This is a genomic window from Candidatus Palibaumannia cicadellinicola (genome assembly GCF_000754265.1).
GTDB lineage: Bacteria > Pseudomonadota > Gammaproteobacteria > Enterobacterales > Enterobacteriaceae > Baumannia > Baumannia cicadellinicola_B.
Window position 1 is genome coordinate 422,004 of sequence record NZ_CP008985.1, and the last position, 19,231, is coordinate 441,234.

Genomic DNA, 19,231 nt, shown 5'->3' on the forward strand with positions numbered 1-19,231 from the left:
AATGAAATGGATGCGCGCATGAGCTGGATAGATTATGTTATTTTAGGCATTGTAATGTTTTCTGCCATGGTAAGTCTTATTCGTGGTTTGATTCGAGAAGTATTGTCTTTAATTACTTTTGCTTGTGCTTTATTTATATCCTGGAACTATTATAAAACAATCGCTATTTACTTTACTAGATTTGAAGAACAGATTGTTCGGAATGGTATTGCTATTGTCCTACTTTTTATGGCTACTTTAATTATTGGGCAGATAGTCAATAGCATAGTTAGCTCACTGGTAGAGCGAACAGGCCTGTCCGGCACTGACCGTGTGTTAGGTATATGTTTTGGCTTGTTGCGAGGCATACTGATTGTTTCAGCAGTGCTGTTGTTTCTCGACACGTTCACCGATTTTCCTCATAGTCAAGATTGGCAACAGTCCCAGCTGATACCGCAATTCCGCGGTATTATTCAATTATTTTTACGCTCTCTGCAAAAAAATTATAGTTTTTTTTAATTTTGTAGAAGGAATAATTTTCCTATTAATGCTGATGAGGAAATAAAAATATGTGCGGTATTGTTGGGATAGCCGGTGTGATGCCGGTTAACCAGTCTATTTATGACGCATTAACGGTATTACAACACCGTGGACAAGATGCAGCAGGCATCGTCACTACAGATGCATTAAACTGTTTTCGTATGCGTAAAGCTAATGGATTAGTCAAAGATGTTTTTGATATCCGACACATGCAGCGCCTACAGGGTAACATGGGTATTGGTCATGTCCGTTATCCTACCGCAGGTAGTTCCAGCGCTTCCGAGGCACAACCATTTTACGTTAATTCTCCCTTCGGGATCACTCTAGCGCACAACGGTAATTTGACTAATGCTCATGAACTACGTAAAAAACTGTTTGAAAAAGGTAGGCGTCATATTAATACTACCTCAGATTCAGAAATATTGCTTAATCTTTTAGCTACTGAGCTAGATCGTTTTCCTAACTATCCATTAAAAGCAGATCATATCTTTGCCGCAATAACGGCAATACATCGGCAAATACGTGGAGCTTATGCCTGCGTAGGCATGATTATCGGACATGGCTTATTTGCTTTTCGGGATCCTAACGGAATCCGACCCCTAGTAATAGGTAAACGTACCCTATTAGATGGTCGCAATGAATATATCGTAGCCTCTGAAAGCGTAGCGCTAGATACCCTGGGTTTTGAATTACTCCGTGATATTACTTCCGGCGAAGCCGTGTATATTACAGATAAGGGCCAGTTTTTTACTCGACAGTGTGCCGATAATCCACAGCAACATCCGTGTCTATTTGAATATGTCTATTTTGCTCGGCCGGATTCTTTCATCGATAAAATTTCTGTCTATAGTGCTAGGGTTCGCATGGGTAAAATTTTAGGAGAAAAAATTGCCCGCGAGTGGGTTAAGCTAAAAATTGATGTGGTGATTCCTATTCCAGAAACTTCTTGTGATATAGCTCTGGAGATTGCTCGAATTCTTGATAAACCATATCGTCAAGGATTAGTTAAAAATCGCTATGTCGGCCGCACTTTTATTATGCCTGGTCAACAGAGACGTAGAAAATCTGTACGCCGGAAACTCAATGCTAACTGCGCTGAATTCCGCGATAAAAGTGTATTACTAGTAGACGACTCTATTGTGCGTGGTACCACTTCGGAACAAATTATAGAAATGGCGCGCGAAGCCGGCGCTCGTAATGTATATTTAGCATTAGCAGCTCCAGAAATACGCTTCCCTAATGTTTATGGTCTTGATATGCCTAACGTTAACGAATTAATTGCCCATGGACGCGAAATCGATGAAATTAGGCAATTAATTAATGCTGATGCTTTAATTTTCCAAGATTTGTCAGCTTTAGAGCAGGCTGTGCGGGAAGATAACCCACATGTCAAAGAATTTGAATCATCGGTGTTCAATGGTATCTATGTTACTTGTGACGTTGATGAGTCTTATCTCAACTCTCTAAAGTTATTACGTAATGATTCTTATCAAGCATTACACGCTCAAACAGAAGTAGAAAATCTAGAAATATATAATGAAGGTTGATTACCATGTTTTTATAATAAAACCAAAGAGTACCACGTACCGTACCTAGTTTTTTTATATTCTATTACGGTTGGATATTTTCTATGAAAAAACGTTTAATTGTTGGTATCAGTGGCGCTAGTGGCGTAATTTATGGCGTACGTTTATTACAGGTGCTTAGTACCTTACCGAATATTGAAATTCATCTAATTTTTAGTCTAGCAGCGTACCAGATACTAACATTAGAAACAGATCTTACTTTGTCCGAAGTACATGCACTAGCTGACGTAGTACATGACGCAAGTAATATTGCAGCGAGCATTAGTTCTGGTTCTTTTAAAACAGCCGGTATGGTGATTTTACCATGTTCAATCAAAACTCTTTCTGGTATCGTTCATAGTTATAATGACAATTTACTGATCCGTGCCGCAGATGTTGTACTTAAAGAGCGGCGTAAATTAGTACTATGCATACGGGAAACACCATTGCATATAGGTCATCTACGTCTGATGACTAATGCAGCGGAATTAGGAGCAGTGATTATGCCACCAGTACCAGCATTTTACCACCGTCCTAGTAAAATCAGCGATATAATCGATCAAACAGTTAATCGTACGCTAGATCAATTGGATCTAAAGTTATCTTATGATCTCTTTCAACCCTGGCAAGGAGACAGCTAACTAAAAATTACACATACATGATTCCTAACTTTATATCATAGTCCTGAATCTATCGGTTGTGCCCACTGAACAATATTAATTAATGGTTGTGGATAAAGCCCAAAGAACAGTACTAGTAATGAAGATGTCAGCACAATCATCCCACTGCCTGTTAACACCCAGTGAGAAGGAGTATTTCGGCGTATATTTTTAGGAATATCTAAATATAAGTTAACCATAATACGTAAATAGAAAAATAGGCCAATAGCACTGCTAACTATCACGCCGCTGGTTAACCACCATAGCTGGCTATTTACGGTTAAAGCAATCACATAGAACTTACCTATAAAGCCAAGTGTTATCGGAATACCAGCTAGCGATAGCATCATTACCGTCATTACAGCCGAAAGAACCGGCTGATGCCAAAATAAACCACGATAGGAAGATAGTAAATCTGTATCCTGACCGCGGTAAGGACTAGACATTATACTTACAACTCCAAATGCTCCTAAGTTCGCAAATAGATAACCTACTAAATAAACTCCTACGGTTTCCAGTACTAAGGTATGTGGCATAGCAAGAAAACTTACTAAGACATAACCAAGATGAGCGATTGAAGAGCAACCTAATACCCGTTTAATGTTACTTTGGCTTAGAGCCATTAAATTGCCGAAAAGCATAGAGCAAAAAGCTATTATAGCTAAGACTAATTGTATTTTATTGTTATTAATTAAAGGAGCGTAACATAATAAGCGCATCACGCTAGCAAAAATAGCAATTTTGCTAACTGTGGCCAAAAAAGTAGAAACCGGCGCTGGCGCACCCTGATAAACATCTGGCGTCCACAGATGAAATGGTACCAATGACAGCTTAAAACCAATTCCAACTATCATCATTCCTAATCCTGCTAGCAATATAGGATTATATAACATAGCATCATTTAGGCTCTGACCTATGCCAATAAACGATAGTTGCCCAGTTGCAGCATATACTAATGCTACGCCGAATAAAAGGAAAGAGGAGGTAACTGACGATAATAATGTGTATTTAATACTAGCTTCAAGTGATTGCTTTGTGCAGTAGGCATACCCTATCATACCGAATAAAGGTAGAGAAATTAGCTCAATACCAAGGAATAGTGCAGTGAGATGGTTAGCGCAAGCTAGTATAATGCCTCCTATTGTAGCGATAAGAACTAGCATATAGAACTCATCGCGTTTACCTTCATATCCTGTTAGCCAGGTATAAGCTAATATAGTAGTTGCTAAACTAGCTATTAGTATAATACCGATATAGAAGATCGAAAAACTATCAACACGTATGAGCTGCGTAAAATCAGTAACGTCGCTATTACGACTATGTGCAACCCAAAATAGCGACAATAACGCTAGATTTAAACCTATTACCGTTAAGGTTGCGCTAAGAAAATGGTTACGTCGCCAAGCAATACACAGCATTACAACAAAAACCGTTAATCCTACGATTAAAACTGGTAAGAGTGGAGTGATTATGATCATAATCATTACTCCTTTACTATTAAAAGAGCAGGATTAACATCAAACCAGTGCTGAATATTTTGCATTGCAGCAGCTGAAGTATTCATAATAGGCTGTGGTATCCAACCTAGGAGCACCAGTAGTACAACTAATAATATCATCATCAGCTGTTCTCGTAGCGTCATCTTTGCTAAGATATTGTTGGATTTTGTTGGTCCGTAGTAGGCACGCTGCATCATAATTAGAGAATAAACAGAAGCAAAAACCAAGCTAAAAGTAGAAATGATTGTAATCATAGGAACAATTGAGAAGCAGCCAAACAAGATTGCTATCTCACCAACAAAGTTTCCTGTACCCGGCATACCTAGCATCGCCATGGCAAAAAACAGAGCAAATGCTGGAATTAAGCTAAGTCGACTCCATAAACCACCCATCATACGCATATCACGGGTATGTAAACGTTCATATAACTGACCGCAGATTATAAATAAACCAGCAGCAGATAGGCTATGAGCTATCATTTGTACGACAGTTCCCTGAAAAGCAAGTTCGTTGCCGCTGTAGATCGCAATTAATACTAAGCCCATGTGGGAAATGTTCGTATAAGCGATAAATCGCTTAATATCTATTTGTGAAAAAGCAATCCAGGCTCCGTAGAAAATACCAACTACTCCAAACCACATTGCTATAGGAGCAAACTTATGGGATGCATGCGGGAATAACGGTAAGTTAAAACGTAGTAATCCATAGGCAGCAGTTTTAAGTAAAATGCCTGCTAAATCTACCGAACCGGCGGTAGGAGCCTGACTATGGACATCAGGTAGCCAGCCGTGTAGTGGCACTATTGGCATTTTTACAGCAAAAGCCAAGAAAAAGCCAAGCATTAACAAATATTCTACTTGATCCGACATCGGTGTTAACAAAAGATCATTGTAGTTAAAAGTCCAAACCCCTGTAGCATTATAGTGTACAAAAACTAGCCCTAAGATAGCGACCAGCATCACCAGACCACTAGCTTGAGTATAAATAAAAAATTTATTGGCGACGGTAATACGAATCTTACCGTCCGACGCCTTATGACCCCATAATGAAATTAAAAAATACATGGGTACTAACATGAGTTCCCAAAATATAAAAAAAAGAAATATATCAATTGCCATAAATACGCCGATAACACTGCCTGATATCCACAGCAAGTTAAGGTAGAAAAAACCCTGGTAACGCTTAATTTCAATCCAAGAACAAAGAATAGCTAGTATGCCTAAAAAGCTAGTCAGTACCACCATCAGCATCGATAGGCCATCCAATGTCAAATGAATGTTGATTCCAAACCTTGGAATCCAAGGTAATAGATATTCGGCCTGCCATTGCGGTAATCCATGTGCGATGGCTATCTGGAAGCTCCCCTCATGCCATAGTAACAAAGACAGCCCTAGAGTCAGCATCATCGCGATAAAAGCGATACAGCGTGGTATCCTGGGACCAAAATGTTCGCATTGCCAACATAATAAACCGCCTATAAAAGGGATCAAAATGAGCCAAGGTAGTAGCATGAAGTTTTGCTTTCCTTATTTGAACAAATTGATTAATGAATATCTCATGAGCTGAGTTAGCTCTTTAACACTACTCTATTTACTCTATGCTGACAGCATCATCTAAGTTTTTAACTAAAGATTAGTAAGACCATAACGATCACTGCACCAAAACTCATCGACGCTGCATACCAACGTAACTTCCCATTCTCGCTTATATTCAGGCATAGTCCTAACCATCTAATTAGTACCGCCGGAGTATTCATTAAAGTATTGAGCGGATCTGATGATAAAAGTTGGGCAATAGCCAAATAAGGCTTGACGAACACCTTGTCATATAGCCAGTCAAAACCCCAGGCATTAAACCAGCATCTAAAAATTAAACGTCCTAATCCATTAGTAGATAATAGGTTAACTAGTCGGCGCTGACCAAGCCATAATATGGCTGCCAGACATATACCGATTATAGTTACTGTACTAGAAGCTATCTCTAATACATACTTGTATTCGTAATTTAAGTCGCTTGCTGGTAGAACATTTACTAGTGGCTGTATGATCCAAGTACCAATATAGGTGGATAATATAAGTAGCACTATCAAAGGAAAATAATAACTTAGGTTTCTATGACGGAAAGAATAAGCTTTAATCTGCTCTTGGCCATGGAACAAGACGAATAACATGCGGAAGGTATACATTGAGGTCAAAAATTCTCCAAGTAATCCTACTAACATCAGAGTATTATGTCCGTTAGACAAAGCACTACATAATATCTCCTTCTTAGAATAAAAACCGGCCGTTAATAGCGGTAGCCCAGATAGTGCGGCACAACCTACAAGGAAACTAAGATAAACTAGAGGAAACGATTTACGTAGACCGCCAAGGTTAAAAATATTTTGCTCATGATGGCAGGCAAGGATTATGCTGCCAGAGCAGAGAAATAGAAGAGCTTTAAAAAAAGCATGAGTCATAAGATGGAAAATAGCGGAATCCCATGCATGCACGCCTAGAGCGATAAACATATAACTAATTTGGCTCATAGTAGAATATGCCAAAATTCTTTTAATATCTGTCTGTATCAGAGCAGAAAAAGATGCTATTACTAACGTAATAGCGCCAATTAAACCTACTAGATAAAGCACATCTGGTGCCAGTAAAAACAAACCATGGGTCCGTGCGATCAAGTAAACACCAGCGGTGACCATAGTAGCTGCGTGGATCAAAGCTGAAACCGGCGTTGGGCCAGCCATAGCATCTGCTAGCCAGGTTTGCAACGGTAGCTGTGCAGATTTTCCTACTGCGCCACCTAAAAGCAGTAGAGTAGCGCAGTTTATCACTGGTGAGCCCTTAGCAATTGTTTGTGACGCTCGGACAGTCATTTCGTAGTAATTTAATGTGCCCAGCTGGTAATAAAGGAAAAACATGGCTAAAACTAGCAGTACATCACCTATACGAGTAACTATAAAAGCCTTCATTGCCGCCTGACAATTTTTAGTATCAGTATAGTAAAAACCTATGAGTAGATAACTACATAGCCCAACTCCTTCCCAGCCAAAGAACATCATCAGTAAATTATCTGCCAGCACTAAAAGCACCATGCTGGTAATAAACAAGTTAGTGTACGCAAAAAAGCGCGAATATCCCTCGTCACCACGCATATACCAGGAAGCGTATAGATGAATTAAAAATCCAACACCTGTGATAATAGAAAGCATAGTAAGCGATAGTCGGTCAATAGTTAAAGCTAAGACAATACGAAAATTGTCTACTGATATCCATGTCCACAAGGGCTGGTGAAAAACTACCGTGCCAACATAGTCTCGATTACCACTAACTAGTAAAACCCCCGCTGTGATCAGTGCAGCTAAACCTATGCTCCCTACGCCGATAGTCGCAGTAACGTTATTTGACCAGCGTCCCTGAGAGAAAGCTAGTAGTAAAAATCCCAATAGGGGAGACAATATGATCAAATAGAGAATATTCATCCGTGTATCTCACTGAGAATATCAATATTTAATGTATTGCGGTTGCGGTGTAACTGTAGTAGTAGTGCTAGACCGATGCTAGCTTCCCCAGCTGCTAGCGTTATTGCTAGGATATACATTACTTGTCCGTCTACCTGACCCCAATAGCTACCCGCAATGACTAAAGCTAACGCTGCAGCATTAATCATTATTTCTAATCCTAGGAGTATAAAGAAAAAGTTACGTCTGATAATAATCCCAGCAAGACCTAAGACAAATAAAATAGCGGCTATACTTAAACCGTATGATAATGAGATCATCTTCTTTCCTCTTAGGAACTATTAGTATTTTGGCAATATATCTGGCTGTTATATCTTGCATGACTACCAAGATGAAATGCTACTACTAGACCTGCTAGTAGTAGTATTGATGCTAATTCGACCGCGAATACATAAGGACCAAAGAGCGATATTCCAATTCTTTTAGCCTCAATTAACTGGTAACTAATATTATGCTCACTAACATAATAGAAAACGTGCAATAAGATTGCTAGTAGTCCTATTGATAACAGCGAAGGTCCTAACCATATCTTAGGCTGAAGCAAGTCCTGCTCATACTGCTTGCTGCAATTGTTCATATTTAGCATCATGACTACAAACACAAATAGAACCATAATAGCGCCTGCGTATATTATAATTTCTAGAGCACCTGCAAAATAAGCGCCAATGGAAAAAAACATGCAGGCAACAGCCAGTAGTGAAATTATGAGATATAATAGCGCATAGATCGGTTGGTTATGGGTAATTACACGTAAAACAGCTAATATTGCTATCATGCCAGAAAAGTAAAATACCAATTCCATACTCAGCTCCTGAGTATTTAAAGTTATTTAGGGTAGTAGATTTTTAACGTCAATGGGTTTAGCTTCGTTTTCTGCGTCACCTTTATATTTACCATCAATAGCTATGCCAGCCATACGATAAAAATTATATTCTGGATATTTACCAGGCCCAGAAATAAGAAGATCTGCTTTCTCATATACAAGGTCCTGTCGTCTAAACTCACTCATTTCAAAATCAGGAGTTAGTTGAATTGCAGTAGTAGGACAAGCTTCTTCACATAAACCGCAGAAAATACAGCGTGAGAAGTTGATACGAAAAAACTCCGGATACCATCGACCGTCTTTAGTAGAAGCTTTCTGTAACGAAATACAATCGACTGGACAAGCTACTGCACACAAATTACAGGCTACACAACGCTCATTTCCATCAGGATCGCGAGTTAGTACAACACGACCACGAAAACGTGAGGTATTATGAATGGGTATATCTGGATACATGCGGGTTTCACGTTTATTGAATGCTTGTATACCAATCATCCAGATGCTGCGCAATATGGTACAACAACCTATTACTAGTTTTTTTAATGTCATGATTGATTATATCCAGACTGTATTGAGGAATGGTATAGAATCACTATTGCCGTTACCAACAAGTTAATTAACGTAAGCGGTAAGCCAAGTTTCCAACTTAACATCATCACTTGGTCGTAACGTGGACGTGGTAATGCTGCGCGGATTAAGATAAATAAAACGATAAATAAGCATGTTTTAAGAGCAAACCAAATAAAAGGTGGCAACCATGGCCCTTGCCAGCCACCGAAGAATAAGGTTACCGTTAGCGCAGAGATAGTAATAATACTAATATACTCACCGATGAAAAAGAGCCCGAATTTCATTCCAGAATATTCTATATGATAACCATCAGCTAGTTCTTGTTCTGATTCTGGTTGATCGAATGGATGGCGGTGACAAACAGCCATACCAGCCAAAAAAAATGTTATGAAGCCAAAAAACTGTGGTACCACATTCCATATATGTGCTTGATCTGCGATGATAGCACTGAGGTTAAATGAGCCAGCTTGTGCCACTACTCCCATAAGAGATAGACCGATAAATACCTCGTAACTAAGAGTTTGGGCTGCTGCACGCATTGCCCCTAATAAGGAATATTTGTTATTACTAGCCCAGCCGGCAAAAAGCACAGCGTATACCGATAGTCCAGCCATCATTAGGAAAAAAAGTACGCCAATATTGAGATCTATCACTACCCAAGTAGGACTAACGGGTACAATAGCAAAAGCAAGTAGTAGCGAGTTAAATGCGATTACCGGTGCTAAGGTAAAAATCATCCTATCGGCAAAAGGCGGGGTCCAATCTTCTTTGAAGATTATTTTCACCAAGTCAGCGAATAATTGTAGTGATCCACCCCATCCAACTCTATTGGGTCCATAGCGATTCTGAAATAAACCTAGCAAACGTCGTTCAACAAAACTCATATAAGCACCACTAGTCACTACTACTAGTAAGATTACTACAGCATTTACTACTGTTCGGGAGATTTCCGTGACATAAGGTGTTAACCAACTCATAAAGTCACCTCTCGTAGATTTTCGACATTTAATCCCGCTAGTATCACAGGAATACCGGGAAAACCGAGCGGTAATCCAACCTGGCCAGTACTTAGAATATTGCTAAATCGTACAGGTAAACACCACTCTTGACTCGCACAACTAAAAGCGAGCATTGAGCCGCTATCAATACCCAGTCTAATAGCATCCATTCGGCTAATTATCACATACGGCGTTGGCATATATTTCTTAATTATCGGGGAGCGTTGCGAAGTTTCATCGCTGCCTAATAGATGCCAGTAAGGTGCCACGCGCCAGGTACCATTATCCTGTGGAATAAAGGTATGTGGAATCATATGAAACCAATCTAAGATATCGTCGCTGGCCTCCAATAACCTGACGCCAGGATCTCCATAACGTAAATTACCGCCAACTTCGTCTTGGAATTTATTCCAAGACTGTGATGAGTTCCACCCTGGCGCCCAAGGAAATGCTATTTGCTGACGCGGCGCCATTGGATGATTGTTACCCTCCATGGAGAAAGTAAACATAGTGTCACTATCTTGTGAAACGCGAGGTTCATGCACGCTCATATGGGCGATGGTAGCGGTACGACCACTATAGCGATGCGGTTCTCGAGCTAGTTTTTGACCATGAATACGAAATGCTGCATTAGGAGAAGTATGCTTAATTCTAGCTAGATGAGGTAACGCCTGTACCATAGCATCAATAACATTATCGAACTGAGTCCAGTGTACTTGACGACGGAGATAAGTCATGTGCAGCAAGTGTAACCATCGCCAGCTTTCCAACATCATAACTTGTTGGTCATAGTAAGCCGGATTGTATACCTGAAAAAAGCGCTGCGCTCGACCTTCTTGGTTGATAAGAGTACCATTACTTTCTGCGAAGCAAGTAGCAGATAAAATTAAATGTGCTTTATCTTGTAAAGCTGTGCGTTGATGATCTATCACGATCAGATTCTTAATATCTGCCAACACCTGGTCAATGCGTGAAGCTAAGGCATGTCGATAGAGATCATTTTCTAGCACAATAACACTATCCACAGTACCATACTCAAGCTTACTAAGAGCCTCATCTAAGCTACCACCACCCATCATGGCTAGACCCATACTGTTAGCACTTGAGGCTACAAAACTAATGCCTACCTTACTACCACGACTTTTCAGGGCACGAGCTATGTTTGCAGCAGCAGCGATGATAGTGTTACTGCCAGCATTACTACCTGAAATAATCAATGGCTTACGCGCGTTGACCAGGGCCTCTACCACTAATTTGATCTTACTTTGTAATGTTTGATCTAAATCATTAACCGCAGGAGCCTGATTATTCAGTGCGTGAGCGATAGCAAAACCTAGCCTTGCCTGATCGTCTACGGGAGCATGATAACTCCACGCTGCTATATCGTCTAATTTAGTCTGATCAACATTAGTTACAAAGAGTGAGCTTTTTGTATTTTGCCCAAGATTCATCATGGCTGCTACTTGCCAGTTTGATATTTTGTTTGAGGCTGCCATGGCTCGCATTTTACCTTTAACGGCCTGACGAACGGCAAGAGCTATGCGGGCGCCGGTCTGTGTAATATCTTCGCCTAAAACTAGTACAGTATCGTAGTTTTCTATTTCCCGTAGTGAAGGGGTATGAATTCCGCTATTTCGCAAAATTTTAAGTATTAATAACAATCTCTCTTGCTCAGCTTGAGCAATCCCTATATAGAAGTTATTTTCACCTACTAATTCGCGTAAAGCGAAGTTACTTTCAAGACTGGCACGCGGTGAGCCGATACCAATAATCTTATTTGCTTGACGCAATATATCCGCGCCACCTTCTATGGCTTGTTCAATATTTAGAGAAATCCAATTATTGCCGCGTCGCTGCAATGGCTGACGGGGTCGATCTTTTAAGTTGACATAACCATAGCCAAAGCGACCACTATCGCACAAGAAGTAGTGGTTTACGCTACCATTGTAACGGTTCTCGATACGGCGTAATTCCCCATAGCGTTCGCCTGGGCTGATATTGCAGCCAATACTACACTGCTGGCAGATACTAGGTGCGAACTGCATGTCCCACTTACGATTATAGCGTTCAGAGTGAGTTTTATCGGTAAAAACTCCGGTAGGGCAAATTTCTACTAGATTACCGGAAAATTCGCTCTCTAGTACCCCTTCCTGTGAACGTCCAAAGTAAATGTTATCGTTTATACCGTAAACTCCGAGATCTTTTCCACCGGCATAATCTTTATAATAACGTACACAGCGGTAGCAAACTATACAGCGATTCATCTCATGCGATATAAATGGTCCTAGATATTGATTATAGTGAGTACGTTTAGTAAATCGGTAACGACGTAGATTTTGTCCGGTCATTACTGTCATATCCTGTAGATGACAGTTTCCGCCTTCCTCGCATACCGGACAGTCATGGGGATGGTTAATCATTAGCCATTCGACTATACTTTTACGAAACTGTCTCGCTTCATCATCATTAATAGAAATTCTAGTTCCTGCAGCGACAGGTGTCATACAGGACATTACTAATTGACCGAAGGTATCATCGGCATTTTTGTATTGCTTAATTGCACACTGGCGGCAAGCACCTACACTACCTAGTACTGGATGCCAGCAAAAATAAGGAAGATCTAAACCTAGGGAAAGACACGCTTCTAGTAGATTGTTTGACTCATTAACATCATACTTTTTACCGTCTATATAAATAGTCACCATAGTGAGCATACTCACGTTAATCAAAAAAAATTTAATTATAAATCAGTGCACTTTCTATAATTGTTTTGTATCCCGGCAATATTACGCGTATTACCAATATAGTCGGCGGAAATACCTGCTTCGAACTCTAATCTGAAATATTTTATTGCACTTTGTAGCGGTTCTACTGCGCCTGGTGCATGGGCACAGAACGTCTTACCTGGGCCAAGGAAATGGCATAGTTGATCCAGAATTTCAATATCCCCCGGTTGTCCTTTTCCACTCTCGAGTGCACGTAGGAGCTTTACGCTCCATGGCAAGCCATCGCGGCACGGTGTACACCAACCACATGATTCGCGAGCGAAAAATTCCTCTAGGTTGCGCGTTAACGATACCATATTGATATTATTATCTACCGCTATTGCTAGCGCTGTCCCTAAGCGGCTGCCTAATTGACGAACATGTTCAAAGTCCATCGGAACATCTAGGTGGTTTTGAGTTAAAAATCCCGTGCTGGCTCCTCCTGGCTGCCATGCTTTGAGAGTCATTCCATCCACGATGCCCCCAGCATAATCTTCTAAAATTTCACGGGCTGTGATACCAAATGGTAGCTCCCATACACCGGGTTTTTTCACACGACCTGAGAAACCCATAAGCTTAGTACCTGCATCATTGCTACTTTGTCCGGCGTTTATGCTTTTATACCATTCTACGCCGTACTCTAATATAGCTGGCACATTACACAACGTTTCTACGTTATTAACACAGGTTGGTTTGCCCCATAATCCGATAGTAGCCGGAAAGGGTGGTTTGGAGCGGGGATTAGCACGACGCCCCTCTAGTGAGTTTATAAGCGCGGTCTCTTCGCCACAGATATAACGTCCAGCCCCGGTATGTAAAAAAATTTCTAAGTCAAATCCACTGCCTAGAATATTTTTACCAAGTAATCCTACTTCAGTAGCTTCTGCGAGAGCCTGGCGTAGGTGAACAGCAGCATTTATATATTCACCACGTAAGAATATATAACTACGATAAGCTTTAAGAGCAAAAGCTGCAATCAGTATTCCCTCTACTAGTAAATGAGGTAGTTGCTCCATTAACAAACGGTCTTTATAAGTGCCAGGCTCCATTTCATCAGCGTTGCACAGTAGATAGCGAATATTACTTGATGTATTTTTAGGTATCAGGCTCCACTTGATACCTGTAGAAAAACCAGCGCCTCCACGGCCTTTTAAGCCGGAATCCTTGATCAAAGAAATAATTTCCTCCGGCTCCATATAGCTGAGCGCCTTACGTGCGCCCACATAACCGTTTTTATTCTGATACTCCTTTAGCCATACGGGCTCGTGGTCAGAGCGCAGACGCCAAGTTAAAGGATGAATGTCCGGCGAACGAATAATATTTTCGTTCATAAATACTGCTCCAGTAAAGGCAAGATCGATTCAGGCGTCAGATTAACATAAGTATCTTCATTAACCATCATAGTAGGTCCTTTATCGCAATTACCTAAACAGCAAGTTGGTAATAAAGTGAAGCGCCCATCTAACGTAGTCTGGCCTGGTTTGATATTCAGAAATTGCTCTAGTGTTGCTTGTATGTTTTGATAACCAGTAATATAACAAACTATGCTGTCGCAGTAACGGATAACGTGTCGACCTACTGGTTTACGGAATATCTGACTATAAAAAGTTGCTACCCCTTCTACATCGCTAACAGGTATATCTAAAATATGGGCGATAGCATTAATGGCACTGTCAGATACCCATCCATATTTTTTTTGTACCATTTTTAGCGCTTCTATCGAGATTGCACGCGTATCCTCGTAGTGATTTTTTTCTTGCTCAATTGCTTCATATACATCATGGCTTAGTTGAAAATGATCATGACCAATCATGTCGTATCGTTGATACATAATTATCGATCCACATCTGACATAACAAAATCAATACTGCCTAGGTATACAATCAGGTCCGATACTAGACTACCGCGAATCACGGACGGAATCTGTTGTAAATGAGGGAAACTAGGCGTACGTATGCGTGTACGGTAGCTCATGGTACTACCATCACTAGTAAGGTAGTAGCTATTAATCCCCTTAGTTGCTTCTATCATTTGAAAAGATTCATTAGCAGGCATTACAGGTCCCCAGGATACCTGCAAAAAATGGGAAATTAGTGTATCAATATGCTGAAGCGTACGCTCTTTTGGTGGCGGTGTAGTCAAAGGATGATCAGCCTTGAAAGGACCAGTCGGCATGTTGTTTAAGCACTGCTCTAGTATACGAATACTCTGGTGCATTTCTTCTACTTTTAGCATCACGCGGCTATAACAATCGCTAGTACCATTACCGATGGGGATATCGAAATCAAAGTTCTCGTAGCCGGAATAGGGCCTCGATTTTCGTACATCAAAGTTGATGCCGGTGGCACGTAGTGCTGAGCCGGTTACCCCCCACTCTAACGCTTCTTGAGCACAATAAGAGGCTACTCCTTCAGAACGAGCACGTAGTATACTATTTTTCAACGAAACTTTAACATAATTCTTCAACCTATTAGGCAACCAGTTAAGAAAATCACGTAGCAATTCGTTCCAACCACGCGGTAAATCTTGAGCTACACCGCCAATACGGAACCAGGCAGGGTGCATGCGAGCACCAGTAATAGCTTCCACTACATCATAAATTTTCTGCCGGTCAGTGAACGCGAGAAATATTGGAGTCATACCGCCGACATCTTGGATATAGGTGCTAATATATAATAGATGACTATTAATCCGAAAAAGTTCTGATAACATCACTCGGATAACCTTTACTCTGTCTGGTACCACGATACCAGCTAATTTTTCTACTGCAAGCACATAAGGCATTTCATTCACGCAGCCTCCAAGATATTCAACACGGTCGGTATATGGAATATAGCTATGCCAGGACTGGCGTTCGCTCATTTTTTCCGCTCCGCGGTGGTGGTAACCAATATCTGGTACACAGTCTACAATCTCTTCACCGTCTAGCTGTAAAATAATACGGAATGCCCCATGAGCTGATGGATGGTTTGGTCCTAAGTTAAGGAACATAAAATCTTCGTTGTTATTACTCCGTTTCATGCCCCACTCTTCAGGTTTGAAAGTCAAACTATCCATATCTAGTTTTTCTTTTTGCTTTGTTAGAACAAAGGGATTGAACTCAGTAGCACGCGCTGGATAATCCTTACGTAGTGGATGCCCTACCCAGTTCTGTGGCATTATGATACGGGTTAGGTGCGGATGTCCGTGGAAAATAATCCCGAACATATCCCATATTTCTCGTTCATACCAGTTAGCGTTAGAAAAAATATTAGTAGCCGTTGGCATAGAAATATTGGGTTCTGATAACGGTACTTTTATGATGATATCGCTGTTGCGATCGATAGATATTAAGTGATAGAAAACTGTGAAATCAGCCTTAGGTAAATCATGACGATTGTTTCGTAGACGCTCATCTATTCCATGTAAATCATAAAGCATAAGATAGGGATGAGGCATATTTTTTAATAATATAAGTAGATCTAAAATCTGCTCACGTTTAACCCACACTACCGGAATACCAGTAAGAGTTTGCTGAATAGTTAAAGCATCAGTACTAAAACGCTTAATTAACTCATCAATTACTAGATCTTCTTTATTATTTGTAGTGTGCCAGGTAGATATGCTAATACTTTGTGTCATTAATCACTCTTTTATAAAGACATGGACCTGACATACCGAATTATGTCAATATTCTACTCCGTACTGTGCTGTACAAGGATATATCTCAGCGTATTAAATCTCTTCAGGAGAACGTAGAGAGGTGACCGCTATGCGTTCACTATGTTTTCTTTTTTTTTCTGATGCTATATTAGCACGATATACACCTTGATCACCTACCATCCAAGACAACGGTCGCCGCTCTTTACCAATAGCTTCTTTTAAAAGTAAAAGTGCTTGGATATATGCTTCAGGCCGCGGCGGGCAGCCGGGAATATACACATCTACTGGTAAAAATTTGTCTACTCCCTGTACTACGGAATATATATCGTACATACCGCCTGAGTTAGCACAGGCACCCATAGAGATAACCCATTTAGGTTCTAGCATCTGATCATACAGACGCTGAATTACTGGGGCCATTTTTATGAAAGGGGTACCAGCAACAACCATAAAGTCAGCTTGGCGCGGTGAAGCACGGATAACCTCAGAGCCAAAACGTGCCACATCGTGTACGGCAGTAAAAGCAGTAGTCATTTCAACATAACAGCATGAAAGCCCAAAGTTATAGGGCCAGAGGGAGTTACCGCGTCCCCAGTTCACGATATTATGTAGAATATGCTTTAGCTTACCTAAATAAATACTACGGTTTACGTACTCTTCTAATGGATCTCCTACACTTGTCTCCTTTTGTAAAGGGTAATTATCTTTGTCTTCAGCGCGGGTGAGAGTATAATCCATTTTGATTTCTCATGATGATTTTTGACCAACTATATCGGGACGCTTTAAGGATCATAAACTATTCGGTGTCCAATTTAGTCCGCCGATACGTACTAGATAAACTAGACCTATGAGTAAGATAATAATAAAAATGGTGGCTTCGTAAAAGCCTAACCATCCTGCTTCACGAAGGGCAGTAGCCCAGGCGTAGAGATATAAAGTTTCCACGTCGAAAATTACGAAAAACATCGCTACTAAATAAAACTTAGCGGAAAGTCGTAATCTAGCTGTTCCTACAGAATTGATACCTGATTCGAAAGGAATATTTCTCGAATGTACTGTGATGGACTGACGCCCTCCGAGTATAAAGCTAATTATTAATAGAAAAGCACATAGTCCTATAGCTCCAATGATAAAGATGGCAAATGCCCAATAGTGAGCGATAACTTCAGTTGTCATCGATATTCTCTTTGCGAATAATCATTTTATTTATAGTATAGTAGTAATTGATAGTTTTATATATTACATTGATAGATGAAAGGAAAATAGTTAGTTACTTGATTTTAATATTAATATATAGCTTATTTGTCATCATCAGAAGCTATAATCTTATCATAAGATCAGCTAAATAAGCTGATAATTTTTAGTAAAAGTTTGATGCATTCTTGATGATGATATTGATCAAAATCACATGATTAATTACATTAGTCTAATATGCTCAGAGCAATAATAATACTTACTAAATAGGTACTTCTATGTCGAGTAAGTTAGTGCTGGTTCTTAACTGTGGTAGTTCATCCCTTAAATTCGCTATTATTGATGCTATCAATGGTGAAAAACATCTCTCTGGTCTTGCAGAATGCTTTCATTTGTCTAAAGCACAAATTAAATGGAATATCAACGGTATTAAACAATGTGCCGAGCTTAGTTTAGACAGCGCGCATAGTGAAGCTCTTAATTTTATTGTTAAAAATATTTTAACACAAAAACCAGAACTATCCGCGCAATTAACCGCGATTGGACATCGCATCGTTCATGGAAGAGATCATTTTACAGAGTCAGTAATTATTAATGATGAGGTGATAAAAGAAATTGAAAACTCTATTCCATTTGCGCCATTACATAACCCTGCACACCTTATTGGTATTCACAAAGCGCTGAAAGCTTTTCCAAAGCTTGCTACTAAAAATGTAGCAGTTTTCGATACCGCTTTTCATCAGACAATACCCGAAAAATCCTATCTTTATGCACTGCCCTACTATTTATATCAGGATCATGCGATTCGCCGTTACGGAGCACATGGTATTAGCCATTTTTATGTCACCCGCGAAGCGGCTAAAATACTAAATAAACCAGTAGAAACAGTGAACTTAATTACCTGTCATCTAGGTAGCGGTGGATCGGTATCTGCTATCTGCAATGGACAATCAGTTGATACTTCCATGGGCCTTACGCCACTAGAAGGTCTAGTTATGGGTACTCGTAGTGGTGACATCGATCCTGCTATCATATTTTATCTATATGATGTACTAGATATGTCAATTAAACAAATAAACGATCTGCTAACTAATGAATCTGGTCTGCTTGGTTTAACTGGTATTACCAGTGACTGCCGCTATATGGAAGAGAACTACATGGATCAAGAGGATGCTCGCCGTGCAATAGAGGTCTACTGCCATCGTCTGGCAAAATATATTGGTGCCTACAGCACCCTGATGGATGAAGGCTTAGACGCAGTAATTTTTACCGGTGGTATTGGTGAAAATGCAGCAATTATACGTCAGCTTTCGCTTAATAAATTAGCGTTGCTTGGTTTTAAGATAGATCATCAGCGTAATCTAGCAGCTCGATTTGGAAAAGGGGGGAAGATCACTACTGATGCGAGTCGTCTAGCAATTGTTATCCCTACTAACGAAGAGTTGGTTATTGCTCAAGATGCGGCACGTCTAACAGGATAATAACT

General features: G+C 40.2%; 17 protein-coding genes. 4 read left to right on the top strand and 13 right to left on the bottom strand.

Annotation, left to right across the window (positions count from 1 at the left end; genetic code table 11):
• Window positions 1-18 precede the first annotated feature (18 nt).
• From IM45_RS02060 to IM45_RS02070, 3 genes are all read left to right on the top strand, one after another.
• Window positions 19-498, top strand: coding sequence for a CvpA family protein (locus IM45_RS02060; RefSeq protein ID WP_038499565.1), 480 nt, complete (start codon window positions 19-21; stop codon window positions 496-498).
• A 50-nt stretch (window positions 499-548) separates the two neighbouring features.
• A complete protein-coding gene (gene purF, locus IM45_RS02065) occupies window positions 549-2,066 on the top strand; it encodes an amidophosphoribosyltransferase (RefSeq protein ID WP_038498665.1) in 1,518 nt (505 codons plus the stop codon).
• A gap of 83 nt (window positions 2,067-2,149) precedes the next feature.
• Entirely contained in the window at window positions 2,150-2,725 is a 576-nt protein-coding gene (locus IM45_RS02070) for a UbiX family flavin prenyltransferase (RefSeq protein ID WP_038498668.1), read from the top strand.
• 35 nt (window positions 2,726-2,760) lie between these two features.
• Here IM45_RS02070 and nuoN read toward each other — a convergent pair whose 3' ends face one another.
• From nuoN to ndhC, 13 genes are all read right to left on the bottom strand, one after another.
• Window positions 2,761-4,221 carry an NADH-quinone oxidoreductase subunit NuoN gene (gene nuoN, locus IM45_RS02075; protein ID WP_260086034.1) on the bottom strand — a complete coding sequence of 487 codons (1,461 nt, stop codon included), beginning with the start codon at window positions 4,219-4,221 and terminating at the stop codon, window positions 2,761-2,763.
• Between the two features lie 5 nt (window positions 4,222-4,226).
• Window positions 4,227-5,753, bottom strand: a complete 1,527-nt coding sequence (gene nuoM, locus IM45_RS02080) for an NADH-quinone oxidoreductase subunit M (protein WP_038498674.1) — start codon at window positions 5,751-5,753, stop codon at window positions 4,227-4,229.
• Window positions 5,754-5,863: 110 nt separating this feature from the next.
• On the bottom strand, window positions 5,864-7,714 hold the full coding sequence (gene nuoL / locus IM45_RS02085) for an NADH-quinone oxidoreductase subunit L (protein WP_038498677.1): 1,851 nt from the start codon (window positions 7,712-7,714) through the stop codon (window positions 5,864-5,866).
• Window positions 7,711-8,013 (bottom strand): NADH-quinone oxidoreductase subunit NuoK, encoded by a 303-nt coding sequence (gene nuoK, locus IM45_RS02090; RefSeq protein ID WP_038498680.1) that lies wholly within the window; start codon window positions 8,011-8,013, stop codon window positions 7,711-7,713. The genes nuoL and nuoK overlap by 4 nt, the downstream gene beginning before the upstream one ends.
• 11 nt (window positions 8,014-8,024) lie before the next feature.
• Entirely contained in the window at window positions 8,025-8,555 is a 531-nt protein-coding gene (gene nuoJ / locus IM45_RS02095; RefSeq protein ID WP_038498683.1) for an NADH-quinone oxidoreductase subunit J, read from the bottom strand.
• A 27-nt stretch (window positions 8,556-8,582) separates the two neighbouring features.
• Window positions 8,583-9,125 (bottom strand): NADH-quinone oxidoreductase subunit NuoI, encoded by a 543-nt coding sequence (gene nuoI / locus IM45_RS02100; RefSeq protein ID WP_038498686.1) that lies wholly within the window; start codon window positions 9,123-9,125, stop codon window positions 8,583-8,585.
• On the bottom strand, window positions 9,122-10,123 hold the full coding sequence (nuoH, locus tag IM45_RS02105; RefSeq protein ID WP_038498689.1) for an NADH-quinone oxidoreductase subunit NuoH: 1,002 nt from the start codon (window positions 10,121-10,123) through the stop codon (window positions 9,122-9,124). The genes nuoI and nuoH overlap by 4 nt, the downstream gene beginning before the upstream one ends.
• Entirely contained in the window at window positions 10,120-12,849 is a 2,730-nt protein-coding gene (nuoG, locus tag IM45_RS02110) for an NADH-quinone oxidoreductase subunit NuoG (protein ID WP_038498692.1), read from the bottom strand. The genes nuoH and nuoG overlap by 4 nt, the downstream gene beginning before the upstream one ends.
• A 35-nt stretch (window positions 12,850-12,884) precedes the next feature.
• On the bottom strand, window positions 12,885-14,240 hold the full coding sequence (nuoF, locus tag IM45_RS02115; protein ID WP_038498695.1) for an NADH-quinone oxidoreductase subunit NuoF: 1,356 nt from the start codon (window positions 14,238-14,240) through the stop codon (window positions 12,885-12,887).
• Window positions 14,237-14,722, bottom strand: coding sequence for an NADH-quinone oxidoreductase subunit NuoE (nuoE, locus tag IM45_RS02120; RefSeq protein ID WP_260086783.1), 486 nt, complete (start codon window positions 14,720-14,722; stop codon window positions 14,237-14,239). The genes nuoF and nuoE overlap by 4 nt, the downstream gene beginning before the upstream one ends.
• A 20-nt stretch (window positions 14,723-14,742) precedes the next feature.
• Complete coding sequence (gene nuoC / locus IM45_RS02125) at window positions 14,743-16,530, bottom strand: NADH-quinone oxidoreductase subunit C/D (RefSeq protein WP_038498700.1); 1,788 nt, start codon at window positions 16,528-16,530, stop codon at window positions 14,743-14,745.
• Window positions 16,531-16,623: 93 nt separating this feature from the next.
• The gene (locus IM45_RS02130; protein ID WP_038498703.1) at window positions 16,624-17,289 is read right to left on the bottom strand and encodes a NuoB/complex I 20 kDa subunit family protein; all 666 of its coding nucleotides are present in this window, start codon (window positions 17,287-17,289) and stop codon (window positions 16,624-16,626) included.
• Between the two features lie 51 nt (window positions 17,290-17,340).
• Window positions 17,341-17,733, bottom strand: a complete 393-nt coding sequence (gene ndhC, locus IM45_RS02135; RefSeq protein ID WP_051984604.1) for an NADH-quinone oxidoreductase subunit A — start codon at window positions 17,731-17,733, stop codon at window positions 17,341-17,343.
• 290 nt (window positions 17,734-18,023) lie between these two features.
• Between ndhC and IM45_RS02140 the strand changes: the two genes are divergently transcribed.
• Window positions 18,024-19,226 (top strand): acetate kinase, encoded by a 1,203-nt coding sequence (locus tag IM45_RS02140; protein ID WP_038498706.1) that lies wholly within the window; start codon window positions 18,024-18,026, stop codon window positions 19,224-19,226.
• Window positions 19,227-19,231: the final 5 nt, after the last annotated feature.

Coding starts and splice junctions, on each gene's coding strand:
- IM45_RS02060 (WP_038499565.1), top strand. CDS start 19: ATGAGCTGGATAGATTATGTTATTTTAGGCATTGTAATGTTTTCTGCC.
- purF (WP_038498665.1), top strand. CDS start 549: ATGTGCGGTATTGTTGGGATAGCCGGTGTGATGCCGGTTAACCAGTCT.
- IM45_RS02070 (WP_038498668.1), top strand. CDS start 2,150: ATGAAAAAACGTTTAATTGTTGGTATCAGTGGCGCTAGTGGCGTAATT.
- nuoN (WP_260086034.1), bottom strand. CDS start 4,221: ATGATCATAATCACTCCACTCTTACCAGTTTTAATCGTAGGATTAACG.
- nuoM (WP_038498674.1), bottom strand. CDS start 5,753: ATGCTACTACCTTGGCTCATTTTGATCCCTTTTATAGGCGGTTTATTA.
- nuoL (WP_038498677.1), bottom strand. CDS start 7,714: ATGAATATTCTCTATTTGATCATATTGTCTCCCCTATTGGGATTTTTA.
- nuoK (WP_038498680.1), bottom strand. CDS start 8,013: ATGATCTCATTATCATACGGTTTAAGTATAGCCGCTATTTTATTTGTC.
- nuoJ (WP_038498683.1), bottom strand. CDS start 8,555: ATGGAATTGGTATTTTACTTTTCTGGCATGATAGCAATATTAGCTGTT.
- nuoI (WP_038498686.1), bottom strand. CDS start 9,125: ATGACATTAAAAAAACTAGTAATAGGTTGTTGTACCATATTGCGCAGC.
- nuoH (WP_038498689.1), bottom strand. CDS start 10,123: ATGAGTTGGTTAACACCTTATGTCACGGAAATCTCCCGAACAGTAGTA.
- nuoG (WP_038498692.1), bottom strand. CDS start 12,849: ATGGTGACTATTTATATAGACGGTAAAAAGTATGATGTTAATGAGTCA.
- nuoF (WP_038498695.1), bottom strand. CDS start 14,240: ATGAACGAAAATATTATTCGTTCGCCGGACATTCATCCTTTAACTTGG.
- nuoE (WP_260086783.1), bottom strand. CDS start 14,722: ATGATTGGTCATGATCATTTTCAACTAAGCCATGATGTATATGAAGCA.
- nuoC (WP_038498700.1), bottom strand. CDS start 16,530: ATGACACAAAGTATTAGCATATCTACCTGGCACACTACAAATAATAAA.
- IM45_RS02130 (WP_038498703.1), bottom strand. CDS start 17,289: ATGGATTATACTCTCACCCGCGCTGAAGACAAAGATAATTACCCTTTA.
- IM45_RS02140 (WP_038498706.1), top strand. CDS start 18,024: ATGTCGAGTAAGTTAGTGCTGGTTCTTAACTGTGGTAGTTCATCCCTT.